This window comes from Paenibacillus konkukensis (assembly GCF_023523925.1).
Lineage (GTDB): Bacteria > Bacillota > Bacilli > Paenibacillales > NBRC-103111 > Paenibacillus_S > Paenibacillus_S doosanensis.
Genome location: NZ_CP027059.1, coordinates 5,858,457 through 5,882,126 on the forward strand (window position 1 = coordinate 5,858,457; position 23,670 = coordinate 5,882,126).

Annotated in this window: 23 protein-coding genes and 1 tRNA gene; 15 read left to right on the plus strand and 9 right to left on the minus strand. The window is 54.1% G+C overall.

Going from position 1 to position 23,670, the window contains the following annotated elements:
* Positions 1-90: 90 nt before the first annotated feature.
* Positions 91-987 (minus strand): YitT family protein, encoded by an 897-nt coding sequence (locus SK3146_RS25515; protein ID WP_375295555.1) that lies wholly within the window; start codon positions 985-987, stop codon positions 91-93.
* Positions 988-1,018: 31 nt separating this feature from the next.
* Complete coding sequence (locus SK3146_RS25520) at positions 1,019-1,396, minus strand: hypothetical protein (protein WP_249861406.1); 378 nt, start codon at positions 1,394-1,396, stop codon at positions 1,019-1,021.
* Between the two features lie 209 nt (positions 1,397-1,605).
* Between SK3146_RS25520 and SK3146_RS25525 the strand changes: the two genes are divergently transcribed.
* The 7 genes from SK3146_RS25525 (at position 1,606) to SK3146_RS25555 (ending at position 7,059) form a co-directional block, all read left to right on the plus strand.
* Entirely contained in the window at positions 1,606-2,907 is a 1,302-nt protein-coding gene (locus SK3146_RS25525; protein ID WP_249861407.1) for a sensor histidine kinase, read from the plus strand.
* 9 nt (positions 2,908-2,916) lie between these two features.
* Entirely contained in the window at positions 2,917-3,546 is a 630-nt protein-coding gene (locus SK3146_RS25530; RefSeq protein WP_249861408.1) for a response regulator transcription factor, read from the plus strand.
* 609 nt (positions 3,547-4,155) lie between these two features.
* The gene (locus SK3146_RS25535) at positions 4,156-4,326 is read left to right on the plus strand and encodes a hypothetical protein (protein ID WP_249861409.1); all 171 of its coding nucleotides are present in this window, start codon (positions 4,156-4,158) and stop codon (positions 4,324-4,326) included.
* Positions 4,327-4,453: 127 nt separating this feature from the next.
* Entirely contained in the window at positions 4,454-5,365 is a 912-nt protein-coding gene (locus SK3146_RS25540; protein ID WP_249861410.1) for a hypothetical protein, read from the plus strand.
* Positions 5,343-5,606: a PqqD family protein gene (locus SK3146_RS25545; protein WP_249861411.1), complete on the plus strand. Its 264-nt coding sequence runs from the start codon at positions 5,343-5,345 to the stop codon at positions 5,604-5,606. The genes SK3146_RS25540 and SK3146_RS25545 overlap by 23 nt, the downstream gene beginning before the upstream one ends.
* 10 nt (positions 5,607-5,616) lie before the next feature.
* Positions 5,617-6,060, plus strand: a complete 444-nt coding sequence (locus SK3146_RS25550; RefSeq protein WP_249861412.1) for a S24/S26 family peptidase — start codon at positions 5,617-5,619, stop codon at positions 6,058-6,060.
* 21 nt (positions 6,061-6,081) lie between these two features.
* Positions 6,082-7,059 (plus strand): nucleotidyltransferase domain-containing protein, encoded by a 978-nt coding sequence (locus SK3146_RS25555; RefSeq protein ID WP_249861413.1) that lies wholly within the window; start codon positions 6,082-6,084, stop codon positions 7,057-7,059.
* Positions 7,060-7,907: 848 nt separating this feature from the next.
* Here SK3146_RS25555 and SK3146_RS25560 read toward each other — a convergent pair.
* From SK3146_RS25560 to SK3146_RS25585, 6 genes are all read right to left on the minus strand, one after another.
* The gene (locus SK3146_RS25560; protein WP_249861414.1) at positions 7,908-8,897 is read right to left on the minus strand and encodes an MsnO8 family LLM class oxidoreductase; all 990 of its coding nucleotides are present in this window, start codon (positions 8,895-8,897) and stop codon (positions 7,908-7,910) included.
* A gap of 70 nt (positions 8,898-8,967) precedes the next feature.
* Positions 8,968-9,939: a tRNA glutamyl-Q(34) synthetase GluQRS gene (gene gluQRS, locus SK3146_RS25565; RefSeq protein WP_249861415.1), complete on the minus strand. Its 972-nt coding sequence runs from the start codon at positions 9,937-9,939 to the stop codon at positions 8,968-8,970.
* Positions 9,940-10,051: 112 nt separating this feature from the next.
* Positions 10,052-10,128 (minus strand) — tRNA-Asp (locus tag SK3146_RS25570).
* A gap of 125 nt (positions 10,129-10,253) precedes the next feature.
* Positions 10,254-10,541: a hypothetical protein gene (locus tag SK3146_RS25575; protein WP_249861416.1), complete on the minus strand. Its 288-nt coding sequence runs from the start codon at positions 10,539-10,541 to the stop codon at positions 10,254-10,256.
* A gap of 130 nt (positions 10,542-10,671) precedes the next feature.
* Complete coding sequence (locus SK3146_RS25580; protein WP_249861417.1) at positions 10,672-11,076, minus strand: VOC family protein; 405 nt, start codon at positions 11,074-11,076, stop codon at positions 10,672-10,674.
* 242 nt (positions 11,077-11,318) lie between these two features.
* Positions 11,319-11,900 (minus strand): type 1 glutamine amidotransferase family protein, encoded by a 582-nt coding sequence (locus tag SK3146_RS25585; protein ID WP_249861418.1) that lies wholly within the window; start codon positions 11,898-11,900, stop codon positions 11,319-11,321.
* 219 nt (positions 11,901-12,119) lie between these two features.
* On the opposite strand from SK3146_RS25585, the gene SK3146_RS25590 reads away from it, so the two are divergent.
* From SK3146_RS25590 to SK3146_RS25625, 8 genes are all read left to right on the plus strand, one after another.
* Positions 12,120-13,910, plus strand: coding sequence for a PrpR N-terminal domain-containing protein (locus SK3146_RS25590; protein ID WP_249861419.1), 1,791 nt, complete (start codon positions 12,120-12,122; stop codon positions 13,908-13,910).
* Positions 13,911-14,228: 318 nt separating this feature from the next.
* Positions 14,229-15,113, plus strand: coding sequence for a 4-hydroxy-tetrahydrodipicolinate synthase (dapA, locus tag SK3146_RS25595; RefSeq protein WP_249861420.1), 885 nt, complete (start codon positions 14,229-14,231; stop codon positions 15,111-15,113).
* Positions 15,114-15,146: 33 nt separating this feature from the next.
* Positions 15,147-16,313 carry an iron-containing alcohol dehydrogenase gene (locus SK3146_RS25600; protein WP_249861421.1) on the plus strand — a complete coding sequence of 389 codons (1,167 nt, stop codon included), beginning with the start codon at positions 15,147-15,149 and terminating at the stop codon, positions 16,311-16,313.
* A 21-nt stretch (positions 16,314-16,334) separates the two neighbouring features.
* Positions 16,335-17,621: a four-carbon acid sugar kinase family protein gene (locus tag SK3146_RS25605; RefSeq protein ID WP_249861422.1), complete on the plus strand. Its 1,287-nt coding sequence runs from the start codon at positions 16,335-16,337 to the stop codon at positions 17,619-17,621.
* The gene (gene pdxA / locus SK3146_RS25610) at positions 17,618-18,622 is read left to right on the plus strand and encodes a 4-hydroxythreonine-4-phosphate dehydrogenase PdxA (RefSeq protein WP_249861423.1); all 1,005 of its coding nucleotides are present in this window, start codon (positions 17,618-17,620) and stop codon (positions 18,620-18,622) included. The genes SK3146_RS25605 and pdxA overlap by 4 nt, the downstream gene beginning before the upstream one ends.
* 116 nt (positions 18,623-18,738) lie before the next feature.
* Positions 18,739-19,689, plus strand: a complete 951-nt coding sequence (locus SK3146_RS25615) for a phosphoglycerate dehydrogenase (RefSeq protein ID WP_249861424.1) — start codon at positions 18,739-18,741, stop codon at positions 19,687-19,689.
* A gap of 47 nt (positions 19,690-19,736) precedes the next feature.
* Complete coding sequence (locus tag SK3146_RS25620; RefSeq protein ID WP_249861425.1) at positions 19,737-21,023, plus strand: MFS transporter; 1,287 nt, start codon at positions 19,737-19,739, stop codon at positions 21,021-21,023.
* 225 nt (positions 21,024-21,248) lie between these two features.
* Positions 21,249-22,523 (plus strand): MFS transporter, encoded by a 1,275-nt coding sequence (locus SK3146_RS25625; protein WP_249861426.1) that lies wholly within the window; start codon positions 21,249-21,251, stop codon positions 22,521-22,523.
* 731 nt (positions 22,524-23,254) lie between these two features.
* Here the strand turns inward: SK3146_RS25625 and SK3146_RS25630 are convergent.
* Positions 23,255-23,656: a dihydrofolate reductase family protein gene (locus SK3146_RS25630; protein WP_249861427.1), complete on the minus strand. Its 402-nt coding sequence runs from the start codon at positions 23,654-23,656 to the stop codon at positions 23,255-23,257.
* Between the last annotated feature and the right edge of the window lie 14 nt (positions 23,657-23,670).

The following is a 23,670-nucleotide window of genomic DNA, read 5'->3' on the forward strand; positions in this document are numbered from 1 at the left end:
CTTTTTTTGCGTTGTTCATAAGCCGCGGCGCAGTCAGTGCAACGCCCCAAAAAAACAGCCCCGGGAATGAACCCGGAGCTGTCCTGCGCTTTAGTGGATGTCTTTTTTCTTAAAGCGGCCGCCCTTCACATCGTGAATGTTGCCGATCGCCAGGAAGGCGTTCGGATCGTGCTCGTCGACGATCGATTTCAGCTTCGCTTCCTCCAGACGCGTAATGACGCTAAAGATAACTTTTTTGTTATCTCCGCTAAAGGCGCCTTCCCCGTTCAAATAGGTGACGCCGCGGCCTAGCCGGAACGTGATCGCCTGCCCGATCGTTTCCGAGTGATCGCTGATGATCCATACCGATTTGGATTGATCCAAACCTTCAATCGTAATATCGATCATTTTAAAAGCGATGTAATAGGCAATCAGCGAGTACATCGCATGGTCCCAGCCGAAGACGAAGCCGGCGCTGCTAAGAATAAACAGGTTGAAAAACATCACGATTTCGCCGACCGAGAACGGTGTCTTTTTGCTGAACAGAATGGCGACAATCTCCGTCCCGTCGAGCGAGCCGCCCGAACGAATGACGAGGCCGACGCCGATCCCCAGAATGATGCCTCCGAATACGGCCGCGAGCAGCGGGTCCAGCGTGAACGGCTTGATCGAATGGAGCAGCGAGCTGCCCAGAGACATGATCAGAACCGAGAACAGCGTCGATAAGGCGAACGTTTTTCCGATTTGCTTGTAGCCGATCATCAGAAACGGCAGATTGAGCAGCACCAGGAAGATCCCTAACGGAATGTTGGACAAGTGCGATAAAATAATCGAAATACCTACAATGCCGCCGTCGATAATATGGTTCGGAACCAGAAATACTTCCAGACCTAACGAGAAGAACGCCGCGCCGAAGAACATAAAAAAGATGCGCTGCATAAATTTGGTGCGGGTTACTTTTTGATGCTGAGCTGTCGTTTGTTCATTCGATACCGGAATATTAGTCATTGAAAATCCCCTCTTCTTACGCTTATTCTTCCTATCTTGCTGTCGGGAACGAATAAGCAAATGCCACGTAATCCGAGGTGTATTTCAACGGAGCAAGCACGACCTTCTTAAGAATTTTGGGTATTTTGGAATGTAAGAAAATGATATAAATCACCAGCAAAAGCAGATAACACGGATCGGGACGATGTTCTTGTTCGTGCCAAGGGATCGGGGGAGGGAGAGCGGGAACGGTAATTTTGAACGATTCGGGCGCAACCCGCATAAAGGCTGGAGTTTCGTTGAACGGACTCAGCACATTTTGTTCGAAGGTAACGTTCTGCGAGATGGGCGGAGTTAACGGGAACAGTACCAGGCCTACGACAAACCAGACCAGAACGACCCAGCGACGACTGCGATGAAAGCTTCCCATAGTTTCCCCTCCAATCCTTATTGATGTGATCCGCATAAGAGTCCATTTAAAATTGTAACAAAAAAAGCCCCGGTTCGTCATCTTTTTGTTGAGAACATGCCGGACGAACCTATACCTAGCCTTTACGGGCTAAGACATATATACTGTAGGTAACCATTGATTTCAGCTAAAGGCGGAAGGGCATGCTGTTCTATTTAACATTTTTGTTCATGTTTGTAAGCTTAACGACCCTTGGTATTTATTTAAGCATAAAGCATAGAAGGAACCGGCTTATCTTCTGGACGACTGCGATTATTTTTTGCACCGGGCTGGTCGGACCGCAGATTATTTTAGAGAAGCGGATCGTCCCCTCGCTGACTCATCATGGCAGCGCTTTTATGATCGATTCGATGAATCTTCTGACGGGAACCCTTAATTTTTTCATCAGTACATTTCCGTATTATGCGATCCTTGTCTTTTATCTCATTTACAATAACTATATGAGGAAGGACAAGTGGATGCTAGGCGCATTAAGCGTGCCGCTTTGGATGACTTTGCTGATTCAGACGGATCTGTCCGTAAATAAATTGAATACGGCGTTTATTTCCGCGTGGGGGCTTGTATACGTGCTGGCTGTTTGGTGGTTAGCGATTCGTCCCGTCGTCATGGAGAAAGATTTGCGGAAGCGCGCGCATCATATCGCGATAGCTTTGATGTTTTTGGTTCCTGTAACGATTTTAAATGTGTATCATTTTTCGTCCTCTGTGATGGGCGACCGGATCTTGATTTTCATCCCTTACCTATGTGTCGGAAGCATCCTGCTTCTTCTTATTTTATATCTTAGGGGAGCTTTTTTGGGGCTGCAGCGAAAGTCCATCCGGACGGTTCATGTCGGCACAGCAATCATTCATCATTCGTTGAAAAATTCGATCGGGAAAATTAAACTGAATGCACTCAACATCCGAAAGAGCCTGACCATGAAGCGCTATGAAGAGATAGAACCGATGGTAGACAATCTGTTAACGACCCATGAAGCCATGATGAAGACGATGGCCACTATTTCACGTGCGGTGAGCGACAAGACGGAATTACATAAAGAGAGGCATGACCTGGCCATCATCTTGGATGAAATTGTGGACATCTGTAAGGCCTTCTCGAATATTCGCGTGGACAAATGCTACAGGACTCTCATGCTGCCTGTGGATAGACAGCTCCTTTCGGAGTGTATACTCAATATATGCAACAATGCAATCGAAGCGATGGAGGGGGAAGGGACCCTTCGGATCAAGACTGAAAGCCGGAGAAGGAAGGTTCTGCTTTCTATCGGCGATAACGGGCCAGGCATGAACAGCGTGCAGCTGCACAATGTCTTCGAGCCCTTCTTCTCTACGAAGCATCGAACGAGGGAGCATTTCGGCTTGGGGATGTATCATGTCAAACGAGTTATGGAGGCGCATGGAGGCAAGGTGGAGATCAGAAGTGCGCCGGGCCAAGGAACTACGGTCATACTGACTTTAAGACAAACGGTTTAAGGTGGTGCTATGGATCGGATCAGGGCAATGTATGTCGAGGATGATCAAGAATGGAGAAGCGGGCTGCAGCAATTTTTGGCCGGGCATGAACAAATCGATTTGTTTTCCTGCGTGTCTACGATTCAAGAATGCTTCACGCTGCTTCGTAACGAACACGCCGATATTGTGATCATGGATATTATCTTGAATGATTCCAAGGCGTCGGGGCTGGACGCAGCGCTGGATATTACCGTTCAGTTTCCTTACGTCAAAGTCATTATGCTGAGCTCGCTGGATCAAGATGACGAGATTTTTAATGAAGCGTTTCTGAACGGGGCTTACGATTATGTGTATAAATACGATTTCGAGCAACTGCCCGAGGTCATTCTCCTTGCTTATCAAAACAAGTCGTCCAAATACGGCGATCGTCTCAGAAAGCTCGTCTATGAAAAAAAGCGAAGCATGCTCAGCGACGGGGACTGCAGCCTGTTACGGGCCATCCTGGACGGGAAAACGCAGTATCAAATTTCGGTGGAGCTTAGTGTCAGCCTGGCGGCCGTGAAAAAGCATGTCGGGAGAATCATGAAAAAATTTCGTTGGGAGAAGTCGAGCCTGGAATTAGCCGAGAAATGCAAAAAATGGGGCTTGCTTGACCCGTAAATGAAAACAACCGTGAAAAACTGCTCTTGGGCTCATCCCAATGAGCAGTTTTTTATTGTTTAGGAAATGATGCGCAGCAATTTCCAGTGGATATCCGTGGGCACCCCCGAAAGGAATGTCTACCCATAGAACGATCCCAGAGGAATGGTTAGACGCCGATCCAGCTTAGGCTGGATGCGGACGGAATAAGCTTCAGAGCATCACGTCACTTTTGGGGGATTGGTTCCTGACCAAACGGGCGGCAGGTAGACATATAAGTGTCTACTTACTTTTTGTCTCCATTCGTGATTATAATTTTCGGTAAGGATAAATAGGTCAGAAGTAAAGGAGCCGAGTCATTTGTATACCTGGAATAAGAAGTCTGGACTAAGCAGGTTAGCGCTTCTATTTTTTTCGCGGCGCTAACGTTCGTGCTATTTGCAGACGGGAAGGCGTGGGCCTCGGGCTTTGCCTCTGGGGCCGGTACGGAGGAGAATCCTTATGTCATCACAACGGCGAGTGAGCTTAACCTTGTTCGCAATGATTTGAAAGCGCACTATAGGCTGGGCAATGATATTGATCTGACCACGGAATACCCGGTCTGGAAACCCATTTAGCAGCGCAGGTGTCTTGCGGGCCAAATCCAGCGGACCGACGGAAACGGGGCAGTATATGATGAACAAGACAAAAGTGAATTCAGGCGAAACCTGGTACGCAAGAGCGTATCTGGTTTACAAGGATAGCGCAGGCGCCGAGACGGTCATCTACAGCCGAAGCGTAGTCTCGGGCACGATGCCGTAATCATGGAAAGAAGGGAGGTTTCGAAGTTGAAGAAGCAATATGAAAAGCCGCAAATAGAAATTGAAGAGTATGAACTTACCAACATCTGCTCCCTTTCGGGCGGACTAGGGGATGGGGAAGACTTTTAATGCAAGCCGTGAACAAAGTAACGATAGCGGATCTCCATATGGAATGCGGGATGATCGATACTTCCTTTTTTGATAAACGGTTGTCCGCATACAAAAATGACGCTTTTACAAATCGAGATATGTGGTTACAGACGGTTGCCTGCGACGAGGTGGAGGAACCGCCCGGCGAAATCATCGAGCAAGTGAAATCCGCTACCATCGTTCGTACAAGCGAACATCAATTATGCAGATATGTAAGGGATCAACAGACGGGGAAGCTTGCGACGGCATTCTATTACAACCGGGATTATTCCGAGGTGCGGATTCACCTATGGAAAGGACGAAATCATCCGATATTTTCGTTGACCGATTGGGAATATATTTTTACGGGAGCTGCCTTCAGCAATCGGTTAACTCAGCTTGGGGGGGCCGTCCTGCACGGCTCATCCCTGGCGTTTGAGCATCAGGGGATTGTCTTTTCGGCGAATAGCGGCATCGGCAAGTCCACGCATGCGAATCTTTGGAAGGAACGTTTTGGCGAGGACGTTGTGATCGTCAACGACGATAAGCCCGCGATTCGCTTTTACGAAGGAATCCCCTATATCTTCGGGACGCCATGGAGCGGGAAGACGGATCTGAACATGAATGTCCGGGTGCCCCTGAAGGCGGTTGTATTCATTCGGCGTTCCGAACGCAATAGGATAGAGCGGTTGAATGCCAGGGACAGTATCTTCGAATTAACCGCTCAAATCGAGAGGCCTTATTACGACAGCGGATTAGGCTTAAAGACGCTCGAAAGAATCGAGAATCTGGTCGCAACGGTTCCCGTCTACAGATTGCATTGCAATAAGAGTCAGGAAGCGGTTGAGGTCGTTTATGATGAAATTATAGCGAAGAGGGGTTTCAAATATGAAACTGGTAAACGGTTTTAGCATCCATACGATTGCTGACAGCCAAATCGTTGTGCCCGTAGGCGCCGCCACGATCAGCTTCAAAGGAATGATCACCCTAAACGATAGCGGGGCGTTTTTGTGGAAGCAGCTGGGGACGGACAAGACCGAAGCGGAGCTGCTTCAAGCGATGCAGGAAGAATACGAAATCGATGCTGCAACGGCGATAGCGGATATTCGCGAGTTTGTGGACAAGCTGCAGCTTGCGGGCTTGTTGGAGTAATCGTTCCGCTATGCACAGATCAAGCGCGAAGATCACTCCGGATCAGCTATCCGCCCTGCTTTTGCCGATGCTCGAACTAAATTGGAATGTAGCGATTCCCGTGACGGGAAACAGTATGTATCCGTTGTGGAAGCATGGGCGGGACGAGGTTGTGCTAACGAAATGCGATCCATATGCTTTGAAAAAGGGAGATATTGTTCTGTATCGAAGATCGACGGGGCAGATGGTTCTGCATCGAATTGTCAAAGTAAGGCCGGATAGCTACGATATGTGCGGTGACGCCCAATCGCAGATTGAAAGCAAGCTGCCGCAAAAAAATGTTATGGCCGTCGTTACTTCCTTTACCCGCAAGGGCAGGGAATACAGCTGCGGGCAGTTCAGGTATAGGGTATATGCGAGTGTATGGATGTGGATCTTGCGGCTTCGGCGGATTGGAACAATAAGAAGAATATGAAATGAGCGGAGGAATTGTGCAATGGAGCATCAACCGGCATACTTTATTTCCTTGCTTGCCGCCTTTATTCATCAAAGGAGGTCCCCGGAGCAGCGGCAAATCGAATGGGAGCAGGTTTATCAACTGGGGAACATTCACTTCGTCGGCGGAATGATTTATTTAATGGCCAAGACGCAAGAACAGGGAAATAGGCCTCCTGCTGCATTATTGCAGATGATGAAACAAGATTTCACCTCAACGATTGTAAGAGCGCTCCATCAGGAAAGCGAAATGCTTCGAGTTATTGATGAACTCAGCCGGCTGCAGATTCCCCATCTCATCTTCAAAGGTTATGCGATAAAAAACTGCTATCCGGTGAAAGAAATGAGAACGATGGGGGATATCGATATTTTAATCAAGCCCGAGGACCGGGAGAAGTCCCATGAGCTTTTGCAAAGTATGGGTTTTAAACCGGGGATTGTCACCGGCGAGGTTTGGAGCTATTCGAAAGGCACCGTCCATCTTGAGATTCATACGCAGCTGTTGGTCAACAATATTAACAATAAATTTGATTATATGAACTACTTCTCGGACGTCTGGGACAAGGCCGTCATGCAGCCTAACGGATATACCTACGAGTTCTCGGTAAACGATCATTTACTGTATATGCTGGTTCATATGGCGAAGCATTTTTACGGTTACGGCTGCGGAATTCGGATGGTCATGGATGCCGCTATGTATATGATCTATTTTGAGAAGGAGCTGGATTGGGGATATTTGGAGCGGGAGCTTAAGAAGCTGAATCTGGTTTTATTCGCGCACAACATATTCGCCCTATGCCGGCGCTGGTTTGAAGTGAGCCCTCCCATCAAGCTTCCGACGATGAAAGAGGGCCTTTATGAGTTGATCGGCGAATATATTTTATCGGGGGGACCTTCGGGGCGAACCAAAGGGAGCCTCATATCGTCATGCTGCGTCAGGTTTATACGAATAATAAGGAAGTCAAGAAGGCCCCTTTAACCATAGGGGTATACTTGGAAATTTGCTTTCCAGGCTATGAGAAAATGGCCGAAATTCCTTACTGTTCATTTTTGAAAACAATGCCGTTCTTGCTGCCCGCAGCCTGGATTCTTCGCATCCTCCGAAACATGCTGCTAAATAGCAGAGACACGTTTCGCTTCGTTTGCGGAATTGTACAAGGCAAAAAGGATTTTAAGCAGCAGTATGAACTGCTGCTGAGGCTGGGCTTATAGGCCTGGGCAAAAAAAGGTTTCGGCCATTTGAATCTGGAAAAGCGTCTGCAAGAGCGAGTGGAAACCTCGAAGTGGAAACCTCTATCGACCGCAGGCCGCGACGAAATCTCCGCCTTTTTAGATCCGTCCAAGAGAGTTTTCAACGTCCGACCGGCGGATGCCCGCCGCACTGCGGACAAAATAGTCCCCGGCTTAGGAGCCTTGGCGTACGGCTCGGAAGACGGAGACTGCGGATTGCGCGGATACCGGACATTTACATCAATTTAAGTATAATTCTAACTTCCTGGACGCAAATAAACACACTAGCCGGATTGACCACGAACCAACCTAACCCCGCAAGGAGCATGAATAAAAAGGTCGTGCGGGTAAGACTAAGCCAACGATCCGTTATGCGCAAAGTACTTCCCCTCCGTTCGCACTCTTTTGCCGGATAAGTATGCTTGGGCCCGTTAAAGCGTACGCGAGGGCCAAAAACATGTCCTATCGGCAATCAAACCTCCTTTGATCGCGGCCGTCGTCCAATCAACCGGCTCTCGGATCAAGGCGTTCTTATTATTTAAGATATGCAGAGAAAGGGAAGTCTGTCCGGGGGGAAGGCGGCGGCCGGCAAGATTTTTATCGTTTCGGGGCGGACGGAAGGACTCCGTTCCCCCATAACGCTTGGGCCAGCAGCTCGTAAGAGCGGAGCCGCTGCGCATAATCCGGTATGGCCGTAACGACGATAAACTCGTCTACGCCGTATCGGCGGGACATTCGCTCCAGCTGCGCCTTCACTTGCTGCGGCGCGCCGACGAGAAGCTTCCGTCCGGCAGCGGGAGAAGGCTCTGCTGACGAGGCGGCGGCTCTCGCTTCCGGCGGAACGGACGCTTTGACCCGCTCGGCGAGCTGCCGCGCTTCCTCCTCCGTTTCCGCGCAGACGACGCCGACCGCTACGATGGCGCGCGGGGCCGGGCCCAAAGGCGACGGGACGAACGCCTCGCGATAGGCGGGAATCACTTCGTCCGCCTCCAGGTCGCTCATAAACTGCCCGAAGACGTACCCGGCTCCGTGACCGGCGGCGTAAGCCGCGCTCTTACGGCTCGTGCCGAGGAGCCAAAGCTGCGGCGCTATGTCGGGCACCGGCCTGGCCGTAACCGGCTCCCCGTCCCAAGCGTAGCTTCCCTGCAGCAGCTTGGATAGCGCGTCGAGCGAATCCGGCATCTGCCGTACCCGCTCCAGAAAGTTGCCGCTGAGCGCAAGGGTGACATGGGCCGATCCGCCCGGTGCCCGGCCGATGCCGAGGTCGATGCGGCCGGGGTACAAGCTGGCCAGCATGTGGAACGACTCGGCCACCTTCAGCGGACTGTAATGAGGCAGCAGCAGCGCGCCCGACCCCAGCCGGATCGTGCGGGTTACGGCCCCGATCGAGGCGAGCAGCACTTCGGGCGAAGTACAGGCCAGCCCCGGCATATCGTGATGCTCGGCGGTCCAGTAGCGCGTATAACCGAGCTTCTCGGCGGTTTGGGCGAGCTCTGTCGCATGCTTCAAGGCGGCGCTCGGAGACGCTTGATTCAGGACGGGGACGAGATCAAGCACGCTGAGTCGGATCGTCGAATGTTCGTTCATGATTCCTCCGTACAATGGTAGTGGTTGGTGCTGCAAACGGCCGGGCATCATCCTATTTGTCGGACGGCGCTCAGTTTGCCGTCAACAAGCTGCGGATCGTGCCGTCGACGATCATCTTCGCTTGCGCTCCGGGCGGGCGAACGGGGCCGAAGCGCGGGATCAGCTCGCGCGCCGTGAGCGGCTCCGGCCGGTCAACCCAGCCGGCCAGGCAGGCCAGCGCGCCGAGAAGCCGCTGAGGCGCGACGCCCTCGCCTCGCAGCGAGGCAAGCGTCAGCGAGCGGTCGCGCTTGGACAGGCGCTGGCCGCCCTCGTCCACGAGCAGCGGGACGTGGGCGAATGCGGGCGCTTCCAGCGCAAGCGCCTCGTACAGCATGAGCTGCCGGGGCGTCGAGTCCAGCAGGTCGGCGCCGCGCAGCACGTCGGTGATGCCCATGGCGGCATCGTCGACGGTGACGGCGAGCTGGTAGCTGAACATGCCGTCGGCTCTCTTGACGACGAAGTCTCCGAGCGCGTCGCCTGAGAACGTATGCGTTCCGGACAGCATGTCGCGGAACGTTACTTCCTGCTGCGGCATGATGAAGCGCAGCGCCGGCGTCTTCCCGGCGGCTTTGACCTGCCGCTCCTCCGCCGTAAGGAAGCGGCACCGCCCGGGGTAGACGCCGCCTTCGGACGCCAGCCCGTGGGGAGCGCTGCCGATGGAAGCCAGCTCGCGGCGGCTGCAGTAGCACGGGTACAAGCGGCCGGCCTGCTGCAGCCGTTCGATCGCTTCCATGTACAGCGGCTCGCGGCGGCTCTGCGCATAAGGGGCATAGGGGCCTCCGATTCCGGGCCCCTCATCCCAATCGATGCCGAGCCACAAGAGGTCGTTCTGCAGCTGTTCGGCATAGGAGGGACGGGAGCGCGCTTGATCGATATCTTCGATGCGCAGCACGAATTCGCCGCCGCATTGGCGCATTTGCAGCCAGGCGGCGAGCGCGGTGAAGGCATTGCCGATATGAAGCAGTCCCGATGGAGTAGGTGCAAAACGTCCGCGACGGTTCATCCTCTCACGCTCCTTAACCAATACAAAAAAGAGCAGAATAGTCGCTCTGCTCGGTCTTCTTCAAGTTATGTGCGACGAACCCGGTAAGCTCGTCGTATGCAAGGATAAATCATGGCGGAGCCGACGGGATTCGAACCCGCGGTCTCCTGCGTGACAGGCAGGCATGTTAGGCCTCTACACCACGGCTCCACACTTTGTATTGCGTTTTTCAACACAAGATCGATTTTACCACAAATAGGCATAATCTGACAAGCCTTTTTCTGTCTCGGAATAGGAAGTCGGTCAGGACCGATAATAGAGGCTTGGTTGCCGTTTTATATGTTTCGCCCAGCAGGCCCGTTTGCATCCGCGTCCGTACGAAACTCGCAGTCGCTGCGGATATAACGGATGCCGTTGATCGTTACGCTGAACGGCGTAATTTTGGTAATAATCCCGCCGTCCTCGACGCGGACCGGAATATCGTCGGCCGTCCGTTCCCACACGGACACCTTCAGCTGGAACAAGGAAGCGGCGAAGAGCTCCGTATCCGTATATAAGGCTTTGGAAATAAGCAAGGGAGTCACCTCCTGCACAAGTAATCGGCCGCCAATCATTTTCGACATAATGGTATATGATTCGACATTCATCCGCTTTTTCCTTTTATTGCGAGAGAGGAATTTGTCCATGCCAAAAGGAGGCCGATCCGAAACGAACGGCGACCTCCTTTTAACAATAAATGTATGAAAATCGGGGCTATGCCTGTTTGGCTTCGGTAGTGATCATCCAGTTTACGCCGTATTTATCCTCAAGCTGTCCGAACAGCGTTCCCCAGAATTCGGGCTGGAGCGGATGTCTCACTTGACCGCCCTCCGCAAGCTTGCCGAAGGCTTCATGGGCTTCCGATTCAGTAGCAAATTCCAGACTAAGATGGATTTGGTTGCCGCGGTGAATCGGCATGAAAGCGGCGTCGCACATGAAAATCGGGATGCCGGCGGCTACCATGCTAAGGTGCAGCACTTTGTCCTTGAGCGCTTCTTCCGGATCGGGAAGCTGCCCGTGTGTCATGACGGAGATAATCTCGCCTCCGAGCGCCCCAATATAAAAATCAGCTTGGGCTTTCGCGTCCTCGGAAAATAAATAGGGGGTTAATTTAGCCATAAATACATCATCCTTTCTTAGAAAGAGAGTTTTAAATTCATTTGATTTGTATCCAAGTATAGCAGGTAAGACATACGATGATTTCTTACGGATTGCTATAATTACATGCCGAGCTAATATTCGGCGCCTTTCGGGTCGGAATCGTGCATAGCCCGCCAAACGGCCCCGCTTGCTCGCTGCTTGCTATATTTCTAGTATGGACGGGGTGCTGCGGGAGTAATCCTGCGCAATGAAGAGCGCGGCTATTCGGGCAAATAGCCTTTTTTAACTATAGCGTACCACTCCTCCAGCTTCTTGCCCTCGTAGACGCCGAGCTTCTCCAGAATATGGCGGGTGAATTCTGCGGCAGCGCTGCCGTTCGCGGTAATAACCAAGCTGTCGCTGACTGATTGGGCTTCGATATAGCCGACATCGCCGCGATAGTCCGGAGCCCCCTGCTTCATCCATTCCAGCCTGTTTCCGGTATGCTTGACGTTATCCAGGAAGCCGTGGCGGGCCAGCATCGTAGTCGCGTCGCAAATCGCGGCGACCGGTATGCCGTTGTCCAAACAGCGTTTGACCAGCCGGGCGGCCTGCTGATTGACATCCTCTCTCCACCCGGTGCCTCCGGGGACGATAAGCATGGCGATCTCCGCCTGGACGGGATCTTTCGTCAGATCATAATGGGGGATGACTTGAAAGCCTCCCATAGATGTTTTGGGCTTAGTATCGATTGCGACGGTTTTGACCCGATACCCGTTGTCCGGGTTATTAAGCTCGGCCGCCGCGTAGCTTGCCTCCCAGTCGGCGAAGCCGTCCGTTATGAAAATCCAAACTTCCTTCATCAACGATCCCTCCATTGTGATAAGTCCGCTTTTTACAGCAGCATTTCTCTTTCAGTATAATGGATCTTCCCTGACAAATACGGTCAGTCGATACGTTGATGCAAAACGCCACTTAAATTGACACTCAAGCGGCCAGTCAGTATATTTAGCTATAAAGTGACCGAAAATGAAGCATGAAGAAAGTGTCCGGAATTTATGAGCCGGCAAAAGGAGTACGCTATGAAAAAAATAAAGGCGCTGGTTATTGCGCCCTATCGCGGACTGGTGGAGCTAACCTCCAGTCTCACCGATCAGCTCGGCGATTTTGATGTGACCGTCGTGCAGAGGGACTTGTCGGAATCTTTGCCGATCCGCCAATATGAAGAGGACGGCTATGACGTCATCATCAGCCGCGGCGGGACGGCTCAGCTCGTCCGCGACCGCTCCTCGCTGCCTGTAGTGGAGATTAAAATATCCGGCTATGATATTTTGCGGCTTATTACGCTGCTGAAAGAATATACAACGCCGATCGAAATGATCGGCTTTCCGAACATTATCGAAGCGGTCGTAGCCGTCTCGCGGCTGCTTGACGTGCATATTCCGCACACGGTCATCTATGAGCAGGACGAAGTGAACGCGGCGCTGGAAGCGGCGAGGAAGAAAGGGGCGCTCGTCATTGTCGGCGGCACCAATACGGTGCGGCTGGCCAAGGAGCAGGGGCTTCAAGGCATCCTGATTACATCCGGCAAGGAATCGGTGCTGGAGGCGTTCGAGAATGCCGGAAATTTGTGCCGGGCCGTGGGCCGTTACAAGGCCGAGGGGCGTATGCTGAGCTCGCTCGCTCAAGGAGCGGAGCAGGGAATGGCCGCCGTGCAGGCGGACGGGAATGTGAAGTTCATGAACGCCGCTTTCCTGGAGCTGCTGGGAACGCAGTCCGGCCCGGAAGCCGCTCAGGCGATGCGGCGGCGTTTTCCCGCCTTGCCGGAGATGCTGCGTCAAGCGGAGGAGAAGCCGGATGATTCGGCCGCCGCATTCGAGTTATACGACCCGACGTTCCGCTATAAGCTGACGGCTGCCCGGGGCGAGGACGAGACGGCGCTTTTTCATCTGTATGTGCGCCCGGTGACGGAAAGCGAAAGCGATATTCAGGTGCAGCGCCTGGAGCCGTTCCTCGGAACGTTTCCGCATCTCATTCGGGCCCGCGCCGATTTTCGGGACTCGCTGGCCTTTGCGGCGGAGCGTCTGGAGCGCCGACAGCCCGTTACCGTATACGGCGAGCAAGGAACAGGCAAACGGATTCTCGCCGGCACGCTGTGGAGGCAGCTTCGGCCGGAGGGGGGAGAGCTGCTGGAAGTTACCGTTCTGCGAAGCTCGGACGAAGCTTACCGCCAGGTGAAGCAGCTGCTGGAGGGAGCGGAGGAAGGCAGCATGATCTATTTGCGCGGAGCGGAGCGCCTGTCTCCCAAATATCAACGAAGACTCGCGGATACGGTTGCCAAATGCGCGGCGCTCATGATGTTCTCCTTCGAGAAAGCGCCGGACCGGCTTCAGGAAGAAGGGCTTTTGGAGCCGGACCTGTTCGCGCTGATGAGCGGAGCGATCGTCGAGATGAAGCCGCTGCGCAGCAACCCGCAGGAGCTGGAGGAGCTGATCCGCATATTTATATCGGAGAACAACGAGAAATACGGCAAGCAGGTCGTCGGCATCCGTCCGAAGGCGCAGGAAGCGCTCTATGAATATGCTTGGAAGGGAAATTTGATCGAGCTGCGGGATACGGTGAAAGAGCTTGTCAAAGCGGCCGAAGGGGAATATATCGATGAGGAACTGATTGCCGCGCTGGAGAAACGAAGAACGGAGCAAAGCCAGCCGGGGGCCGCAAGAACGCTCAATCTGGACCAGCCCCTTCAGAGCATTCAGAAAGAGATCGTTCAACTGGTGCTGCAGGAAGAGAACATGAATCAGTCCCGCGCCGCCAAGAGGCTCGGAATCAACCGTTCGACATTATGGCGAATGCTGAAAGACCCGACATGAGAGCTTCGATAAACAGGGCATTGCCGCGGTTTGCAGGCTGTGTATTACCCATTTCGGGCAAGCGCTTATCATCTATGCAACCTATATTCGATTCTGAGTGAGTAATCATTCGGAAGCCGGATATAGGTTTTTTTGTTGCATAATGCAACTATTATTGTTTTATAATGCAGCGCTCATTAAAAATACGTCGTATAATCAAATATAACTGTTGATATTTTAAACGATATTATCTATAATTCATTAAGTGAGATTTATGATTCATTAATGTTGTTAATTAAAACGATGCAATCGACTTTGGAAAAAAAGGAGGCTTTTACGGTGGAATTAAAGGGGATTATTCCTGCGATGCTGACGCCGCTCACGGAAGAGAAGCGAATCAACGAGCCTGTAGTGCGCCAATTGGCTAACCGGCTTATCGAATCGGGCGTTCACGGCATTTTCATTCTCGGAACGAACGGCGAATTTCATTTGCTGACAGCGGAAGAAAAGCGGTTCATGGCTCGGATCGTCATAGAGGAAGTGAAAGGCAGAGTTCCCGTCATTGTGGGCACGGGAGGCGGGACAACGGAAGATGTGATCGAGCTTTCCAAGCAAATGGAGCAATTGGGAGCGGACGCCATTTCCGTCATTACGCCGTTCTTTATAGCGCCATCGCAGGAGGAGCTTATCGTTCATTATACGAAGATTGCCGAAGCGGTGAAGCTGCCGGTCATTCTGTATAACATCCCTGCGCGGACCGGAGTGAATTTGGAGCCGGAGACGGCGGCCGTCTTGGCCAAAATTCCGAATATCATCGGCATTAAGGACAGCAGCGGCAATTTCGCCAACATCGAGCATTATATTCGCGTTACGAAGGACGAAGCGTTCGACGTATATGCCGGAACCGACTCTTTAATTTTGAAGACGCTGCTTGCCGGCGGCGCGGGAGCGGTTGCTGCAACGGGCAATATGCTTCCGGAAACCGTCGTCTCCATCTATGAGAACTGGAGAAACGGCAATATCGGAGAAGCGCAAAAAGCGCAGGATGCGCTTCAGCCGCTGCGCGACACGTTCGCTTTGGGAACGCTTCCTTCGGTGTTGAAAAAAGCGGTGGAACTGCACGGCATCCCGGTCGGGCCTCCCAAATCGCCGGTATCCTCTTTATCGGGAGAGGCGCTAGAGAAGGTTCAAGCTATGGTCGATTTTTATAACGATCGCCGCTAGCCAATATTCCTACAAATTCAAGGGGTTGAATTTATGCAAACGCTATACCGGTTTCAAACCGCGGATCATATTGTCGCGGGCCGAAATTCGCTGCAGCGGGTGGGAGAGCATCTGCACCTGATCGGCGCCGATGTGCATAAGGCGCTTATTCTTACGCAGCCTTCGATCCAATCGTTAGGCTTCGTCGATACGCTGGTCGGCCAACTGGCGGACAAGGGCGTGCAGGCGGACGTCAGTACAAGCATTTTGCCGGAACCGACGATCGGTAATATCGAGCAAGTATTTGCCGCCATGGAGGGGGCAGCTTACGATCTTGTGATCGGCTTCGGAGGGGGAAGCGTTCTCGATTCCGCGAAAATTTTGTCCGTTCTGTCCACGAACGACAGTTCCGTCCGCGACCTGCTCGGAACGGATCTGGTTAAGAAGCCGGGGCTGCCGACGATCCTGATCCCGACTACCTCCGGCACGGGCGCGGAGGTGACTCCGAACGCGATCGTCACGCTGCCGGAGGAAGAGCTGAAGATCGGCATCGTCAGCCGATATATGCTGCCCAAGCTCGTCTTCCTCGATCCGATGCTGACGCTCGGCTTGCCGAAGCCGATTACGGCGGCTACCGGAATGGACGCGTTCACGCATTCGCTCGAATCGTTCATATCGAATAAGGCCAATCCGATCAGCGATATGTTCGCGCTGGAATCGATTCGGCTGATCTCCTCCAGCATTGTGGAAGCGTATCGGAACGGAGCATCCGTGGAGGCCAGGGAGAAGATGCTGCTCGGCTCCATGTACGGCGGCATGGCTTTGACCGCCGCAGGCACCGCGGCCGTTCACGCTTTGGCGTATCCGCTCGGCGGCAAATTCAAAATCGCCCATGGCGTCGCCAACTCGATGCTGCTGCCTCATGTGATGGAGTTCAACATGGACGCGATTGCGGACCGGCTGCAGCAAGCGGCCGAACCGATGGGCATCAATACGCAGGGGCTGACTTCTTCCCAGGCGGCAAGCAAGGTCGTCGAGCGCATCGTCGAATGGACGAGGCTGCTTGAGATTCCACAGGATTTGAGAAGCTTCGGAGTGAAGCTGGAAGACGTGCCGGAGATGGCCGTTTCGGCCTCGAAAGTAACGCGTCTGCTGAATAACAATCCGAAGGAGCTCAGCCTGCAGGATATGGAAGCGATTTACCGCAAATTGCTTTCTTAAAGGGATAAAGGGGGAACGGGCATGAGAATATCCGTTATTTCGGATGATTTGACAGGCGCAAGCGATTGCGGCGGACAGCTGATCCGCTATGGCTTCGACGTATCGGTCATTTTGGAGCCGCAGGCGGAAGGGCTAAGGAACAAGGATGCCGTTATTATCGATACGGACAGCCGCTCCGTAAGCGCGCAGGAAGCGTACCGCCGAGTGAAGGCAGCGTGCGAATCGCTCCGGACCGAGCCGTTCGATATCATCTATAAGAAGATCGACTCGACGATGAGGGGCAATATCGGGCAGGAGATTAACGCGGTATTCGATGCGTTCCGCCCGGAGCTCGTCGTCATCGCTCCCGGTTTCCCCCAGAACGGGCGCACGGTCGAAGAGGGCGTCATGTACCTCAGCGGCAAGCCGCTGCATGAGACGGAAGTGGCGAAGGACCCGAAGACGCCGGTCCGCGACTCGCTGATCACGAGGCTCATCCAAGAGCAAGCGGGCAAGGAGGTCGGGCATTTGTCCCGCAGCGATCTGCGGCAGCCGCCCGAGCATGTAAGCGCCAAACTGGCCGCGCTGCAGGAGCGGGGCGTCGCTTATATAACGGCGGACTCCGCGGACGCCGAAGATTTGGAGCGGCTTGCCCGGCATATGAAGCATACCGGCAAGTCCATCGTCTGGGTAGGCTCGGCGGGGCTGATGAGCGCGCTGCCGCAGGCTTACGGCTTCGAGCCTCAGACGAAGCGGGTCGCGCTTGCGGCGCACGAAACGCCGGTGCTGCTTGTCGTGGGCAGCGTCAGCGCGATCGGCCGCGAGCAGCTGCGGCGGCTGCTGGCGGAGCCCGGCACGGCCGGGATCGAGGTTCGCGCAGAGGAAATTATCCGCGAGGGCGAGCCCCAGCAGCTGGAGTGGAGCCGCGTGCTGCCGGAGGCGGAAGCGGCCGTGAAGGCGGGGCGCCATATTGCGCTGTATTCATCCAGCGAAGTGGAGCGCACGCAGCGGCTCGGCCGGGAGCTCGGCTGCAGCCCGGTCGACATCAGCAACCGGATTTCCCGGGTGCTCGGCGAATGGGCCGTGCGGATCGCGGATCGCTTCGATCTGCGCTACTTGTTCCTGACCGGCGGCGATACGGCGCGTCAAGTGTTTCAGCAGCTTGGGGCGGATGAATTTCATCTGCTGGACGAGGTGGAGCCCGGCATTCCGCTAGGAACCGTCCGCAAGCCGGGGAAAGACCTATATGCAGTGACCAAAGCAGGAAATTTCGGCTCGGAGTCGGCTATGATCAAGGCGGCCCGCAAGCTGCGAGGAGGAGAACGATGAAGCCTATTATCGGCATTACAATGGGGGATGCGGCAGGCATCGGCCCCGAGGTGATTGTAAAAGCGCTCGGACATGCATCGGTTTACGATATTTGCCGTCCGGTCGTCATCGGCGATTACGGTATTTTGCAGCGCGCCATCGACATAACGGGCACGCCGGTCCGGCTGCGGCGGGTTGAGCGGCCCGGCGAAGGGGCGTTCGTTCACGGCACGATCGACTGCCTGGATATGAACTTGCTTCCGGCGGACCTGCCGCTTGGCGTCATGTCTCCGCAGGCTGGAGACGCCGCTTTTCAATATTTGAAGAAAGCGGTTGATTTGGCCAAAGCGCAGGAGATTCAGGCGATCTGCACAGCGCCGCTGAATAAGGAAGCGCTGCAGAAGGGAGGCCATCTGTATCCGGGGCACACCGAGATATTGGCCGATTTGACGGGCACCGAGGACTATTCCATGATGCTGTCCTCGCCGAAGCTGAAGGTCATCCATCTGACGACGCATGTCGGTTTGATCAAAGCGATCGAGACGATCAATCCGGAACGGACGTACAAAGTCGTTAAGCTCGCTCATGAGACGCTGACCCGCGCCGGCTACGACAACCCGCGCATTGCGGTGTGCGGCATTAATCCGCATGCGGGCGAGAACGGATTGTTCGGCAACGGGGAGGAAGAGGAGAAGCTTATTCCCGGCATCGAGCAGGCGGCGGCCGAAGGCATCCGGGTTACCGGTCCCTATCCTGCGGACACGCTGTTTTTCCGGGCGGTGCGCAAAGATTTCGATATCGTCGTCGCCTGCTATCACGATCAGGGCCATGTGCCGATCAAGGTGCTGGGACTGGAGGAAGGCGTTAATATCACGGTCGGTCTGAAGGGCGGCATCGTGCGCACTTCCGTCGATCACGGCACCGCCTTCGACATCGCAGGCAAAAACATCGCCGACGAACGCAGCATGCTCGCGGCGATTCAATCCGGAGCCGATTTGGCTCCGAAGACTACCGTTAAATAGCTTGGATTACAGACAACCGAAAAGCTGCGGTGAATGAAGCGGGGCGAAGCCAGCGGGAACGGTTCCGCAGCAACGTTAGCGTTCACCGCCTGCTTTTAGAAGGAGCGACTACTACGATGAAAGTTGTATCGACATCGCCGTCCTTCGCCAAATATTCCAACGAACCTATCGAGTATTTGGAGAAGTACGGCATTGAGCTCATGCATTTGCCGGCAGATATTACGGAGGAAGCGTTTATCGCCGCGGCTCAGGACGCGGACGCCGCGATCGTTGCGTTTAATCAGATTACGGAGCAGGTTCTCGCGCAAGCGCCGCGATTGAAGCTGGTTTGCAAGCACGGCGTCGGCGTGGACAATATCGACCTGAAGGCGGCCAAGGAGCGTCAAGTGTGGGTGACGAACGTGCCTAACGCCAACAAGCATGCGGTGGCCGACTTCGCTTTTGCCTTGATGCTGTCGCTCGCCCGGCAAATTCCGCTGGCAAACGAGCTGACGAAGAAGGGAGAATGGCCGCGGATTTTCGGCACCGACGTATACGGCCGAACGGTAGGCATTATCGGCCTCGGCAGCATCGGCAAGGAGGTTGCGCGCCGGGCGGGCGGCTTCGATATGAATATACTGGCGTATGATCCGTATCCGGATCACGCGTTCGCCGAGCGGCATGGAGTGTCCTTCGTCACGCTGGACGAGCTGCTCGAACGCAGCGATTTCGTCACGCTGCACATCGCTTTGACGGAACAAACGCAACATTTTATCGGCAAGGATCAATTGAAGCGGATGAAAGAAAGCGCTTATTTGATTAACGCGGCCCGCGGAGGCATCGTTGAGGAAGAGGCTCTGCATGAAGCGCTGACCGAAGGCATCATCGCCGGAGCGGCATTGGATGTATTCGAGCAGGAACCGCTGAAGGAGCATCCGTTATTTGCGCTTCCTAATTGTATCGCTTTGCCGCATATCGCCGGCTATACGAGCGGGGCGGTGAACGCGCTGGGCATGACTTGCGTGCGCAATATCGTGAATGTTCTTGTGAACGGGCAAAGACCCGAGCATGTGATGAACGGCTTGTAAACGAGAATCGGATTCACTTACAACATCAAGAGACGGAGAGATACATCTTGCAAACACTGACTAAGAAATCTAATGTGCGCTGGGTCGTCGCCATTCTTATGTGGGCAGCAATAGCGATCAATTATATAGATCGAACGGTTCTCTCGGCGGCAGCGCCGTATATTACGAAGGAATTCGGCTTGGATGCCGCTCAGATGGGCGTCGTGCTGTCCGGCTTCTTCTGGTCGTACGCGCTGCTGCAGGTTCCGTCCGGCTGGGTGGCCGACCGGATCGGCCAGAAGAAAACGCTCGGCTTCGCCGTCGCTTGGTGGTCGCTCTCTACGGCGGTGACCGGTCTGGCGACAGGCTTCAAATCGATTCTCGGCTTCCGCATCGCGCTCGGGGTCGGCGAAGCCGCCGCTTATCCGAGCAACGCCGGAATTTCGTCCAAATGGTTTCCGGACAAGGAGCGAGCGACGGTAGCGGGGATTTTTGACAGCGGCTCCAAATTCGGCGGAGCTATCGCGATGCCGCTGATCGTCTGGCTGATTGCCATGTTCGATTGGAAAATGACCTTCCTCATCATCGGTTTGCTGGGCATCATTTGGTCGATTATTTGGATTTTGTACTTCAAGGAAACGCCGGAAGAGCATAAAGGCGTCAATGAAGCGGAGCTGAAGCATATCCGGGAAGGGCAGTTCAAACGGGAAGGTTTGGACGCCGAGCAGCCGATGAAATGGTATCAGCTGCTGAAGTATCGCAATATTTGGGCAATGTGCATCGGTTTCTTCATGATCAATTACAATTCGTATTTCTTCATTACATGGCTGCCGACGTACCTGGTGAAAGAAAGAGGCATGAGCTTGATCGAGATGGGCTTTATGGCTTCCCTGCCGCTGCTTTGCGCGATGGTCGTCGAGGTCATTGCGGGATGGCTGTCCGACCGCATTTATGCCAAAGGCTTATTGTCGCTGACGGCGACGCGCAAGCTGTTTCTTATTATCGGATTGTTGATGGCGTCTTGTATCGGCTTCGCCGCCTTCGCCCAATCGGCCGTGCTGGCTGTGGTGCTCTTATGCATCGCCAAATCGGGCACCACGGTCGCCGCTTCGCAAGTATGGGCGCTGCCTGGCGACGTAGCTCCGAAAAATATGACCTCCGTCGTCGCGGGCATGCAAAATACGGTATCCAATATGGGCGGCGTGGTAGGCCCGATCATTACCGGCTTTTTCGTCGCGGCTTACGGCTCCTTCGTACCGGCCCTGCTGTTCTCCGCGGCGCTGATCGTCATCGGAATTTTGAATTATTTGTTCCTGTTAGGCAAAGTAAAACCGATTCAAGCGGAACATGAATAGCTGCCGATAGGGGCGGGCGGTGTGCCGGTAACGGGGCTCCGCCCGCCCCATTTGGTTGCGGAGGCAGCTGCAAACGGCTGCACAAAAGCATAATAGTCCATGTTACAGGGCAGGTAAATCCATGGTTTCTTTTATTCGTTCGGAGTATTCTATACATTAGTTATTGAGAGGATAGTGCATTCTGTGCATTCATCGCATAATTTACTGTAAAGAAGGTTACTCCAGATGGAAGCATGGAAACGCAATTTGTACATTTTATGGTTCGGCACGTTTTTCAGCTCGGCGGGAATCGGGATGATTATCCCGTTTCTGCCGTTGTACGTACAGGAGCTGGGCATTCATGACGTGCAGAAGGCTGCGCTGTGGGCGGCGATGATCTTCGGCATCAATCATTTGATGATCGCCTTGGTGTCGCCGTTCTGGGGGAAATTCTCCGACAAGTACGGGCAAAAAGTAACGATGGTCCGCGCCGGGCTCGGCTCGGCGATTATCATTGCCGCGATGGGGCTTGTGCATACGCCGCTCCAGCTGCTGCTGCTGAGAGGGCTGTTCGGCACGATGGGGGGCTTCAGCGTCGGCGCGGTCGCGCTGATGGCCATCGAGACCCCGAAGGAGCAGGTCGGCAAAGTGCTCGGGACGCTGCAAACCGGCCAGGTGACGGGACAACTGCTCGGGCCGCTGCTCGGAGGTATCTTGGCCGAATGGCTCGGGATGCGCAATTCGTTCTTTTTTACCGGCATTTGTCTCTTTATCGCCGGATTGCTGGTGCTGTTCGGCGTTCATGAGAAAAAGAAATACCCGAAGTTCCGGTTTCAATGGCGGAGGGGCCAGGCGGCTGCGGAAGCTGCAGCAGGTCAATCCGGTGCGGCTGGGGCCAAATTCGAGAAAGTGCAGCTGAAGGATGTCGTGAAGCAGGCGCCGGTCATCTTGACGCTCTTCGTCTCGACGTTCCTCATCTCCGTCAGCTTTCAGAGCATCAGCCCGATCATTACGCTGTACGTAAAAAGTATGCACATCGAGAATCATGTAGAGATCATGGCCGGTCTTATCTTTGCGTCGAGCGCTCTGGGCACGATGATCTCGGCCCCGATCCTCGGGAGGATCGGCGACCGGTACGGTTATTTGAACGTGCTGCTCTGCTGTCTCCTGTTAATCTCGATCCTGTATATTCCGCAAGCGCGAATTACCGATCCGTGGGTTCTCATGGGAGCGCGTTTTCTATCCGGTCTATGCGTGGGCGGTCTTATTCCGTCGATCAGCTCGCTGCTTAGAAGCTTGACGCCGAAATCGATTCAGGGGAGCGTCTTCTCGTATAATGCCAGCGCAAGCTCGCTCGGCAACGTCTCCGGCTCCTTGTTCGGCGGGATCGTCGCCAGCCATATGGGCATCTCGGTCGTGTTCTATATTATTTCCGGCGTGTTCCTGCTGCATTTCGTCATGCTGGCCGCTCAGGCCAAACGAATTAACCGGACGAGCGAAAGCCGCCAATCCGCTGTCTAGCGGCAGCCGGCCCGCCGTTACGGAAGTTGGGCCGATGGAGAAGCGCACGGTTATGCATAATAAAAAACGGATTCGTATAGATGGAGAGATAGCGCGTTGAGGATGACGGACGTTTTCTTGACAGCTGCGATTCGTTAATCGGAACTGAGAAGTGCGAATGCGCTGCGGGGGAGACAGCGCAGGCATCCGACTGTCGTGGAACGCCAGCAAGTCAATCGCGCTCTTTTCTGCAGGCGCTCCTAGGTTCATCAAGAGCGCTCTGCCGGTATGCACAGAAGGCAGCGAATGGACGATACTCGTTCATTCGCTTTTTTTGTGTCCCCAAAATCGGATACGAAGGGTTGTGATGGGAATGATGCTTTATTTTGCAACGGTTTTGCCGGGAATGGATCGGGAGCTGTCGCAATTGGATGTCATGGGTCGATGCGGGGCGTCCAGGTACAATTCCATATAAAGTTAACGACAGCTGTGCGGGGAAGCATACGTATTCCCGGTTTGACGCGTTCGCAGCGTATGCGTGCGGGATAGAGAGACGCGATTCCCGTTGCCGTCATGGCGGTTCGGGGGACACGAACTGGAATTTTCGACTCGATAATGATGAGGAGGATGAGGTCTTTGCGCTAAGGCTGACGGACGCTGCATTCCGATACCGCTGCGGCGCAGGCTGCGGTTATTATTGTGCTGCCCGATGCTTGGGGATGTGAGAGAGATGCAAGACGGTCACCTGCTTGTCAAAAGCGGACTGCATGATGGAATTGGGCGATTTGCCCGTGACGCCGGACGTCCTTGAACTCGAGGGACAGCTCCGGAACAGGGCTGTGGAATAAAGGAATGCCTTTTCCAAGCAGCACCGGTACGGTCGAAACGATAAATTCGTCGATCAGTCCCGCCTGCAAAAAGTCGTCCGCCAAGCCCGCCCCGCCGACCGGCCATATGCTCTTGCCCTGCTGCCGCTTCAGCTTCGCGACGAACGAAGAGACGTCTTCACGAACAAACTCGACGTTCGGATCTTCAGGCGCAAGCGAGCGCGTAAACACATAGCACCGCTGATCGGGATACGTAAATTGCTTCGAGAGCGATTCGAGCTGATCGCACGTGGCGCGCCCCATAATCACCGTATCGATCCCCTGCATAAACGAGGCGTAGC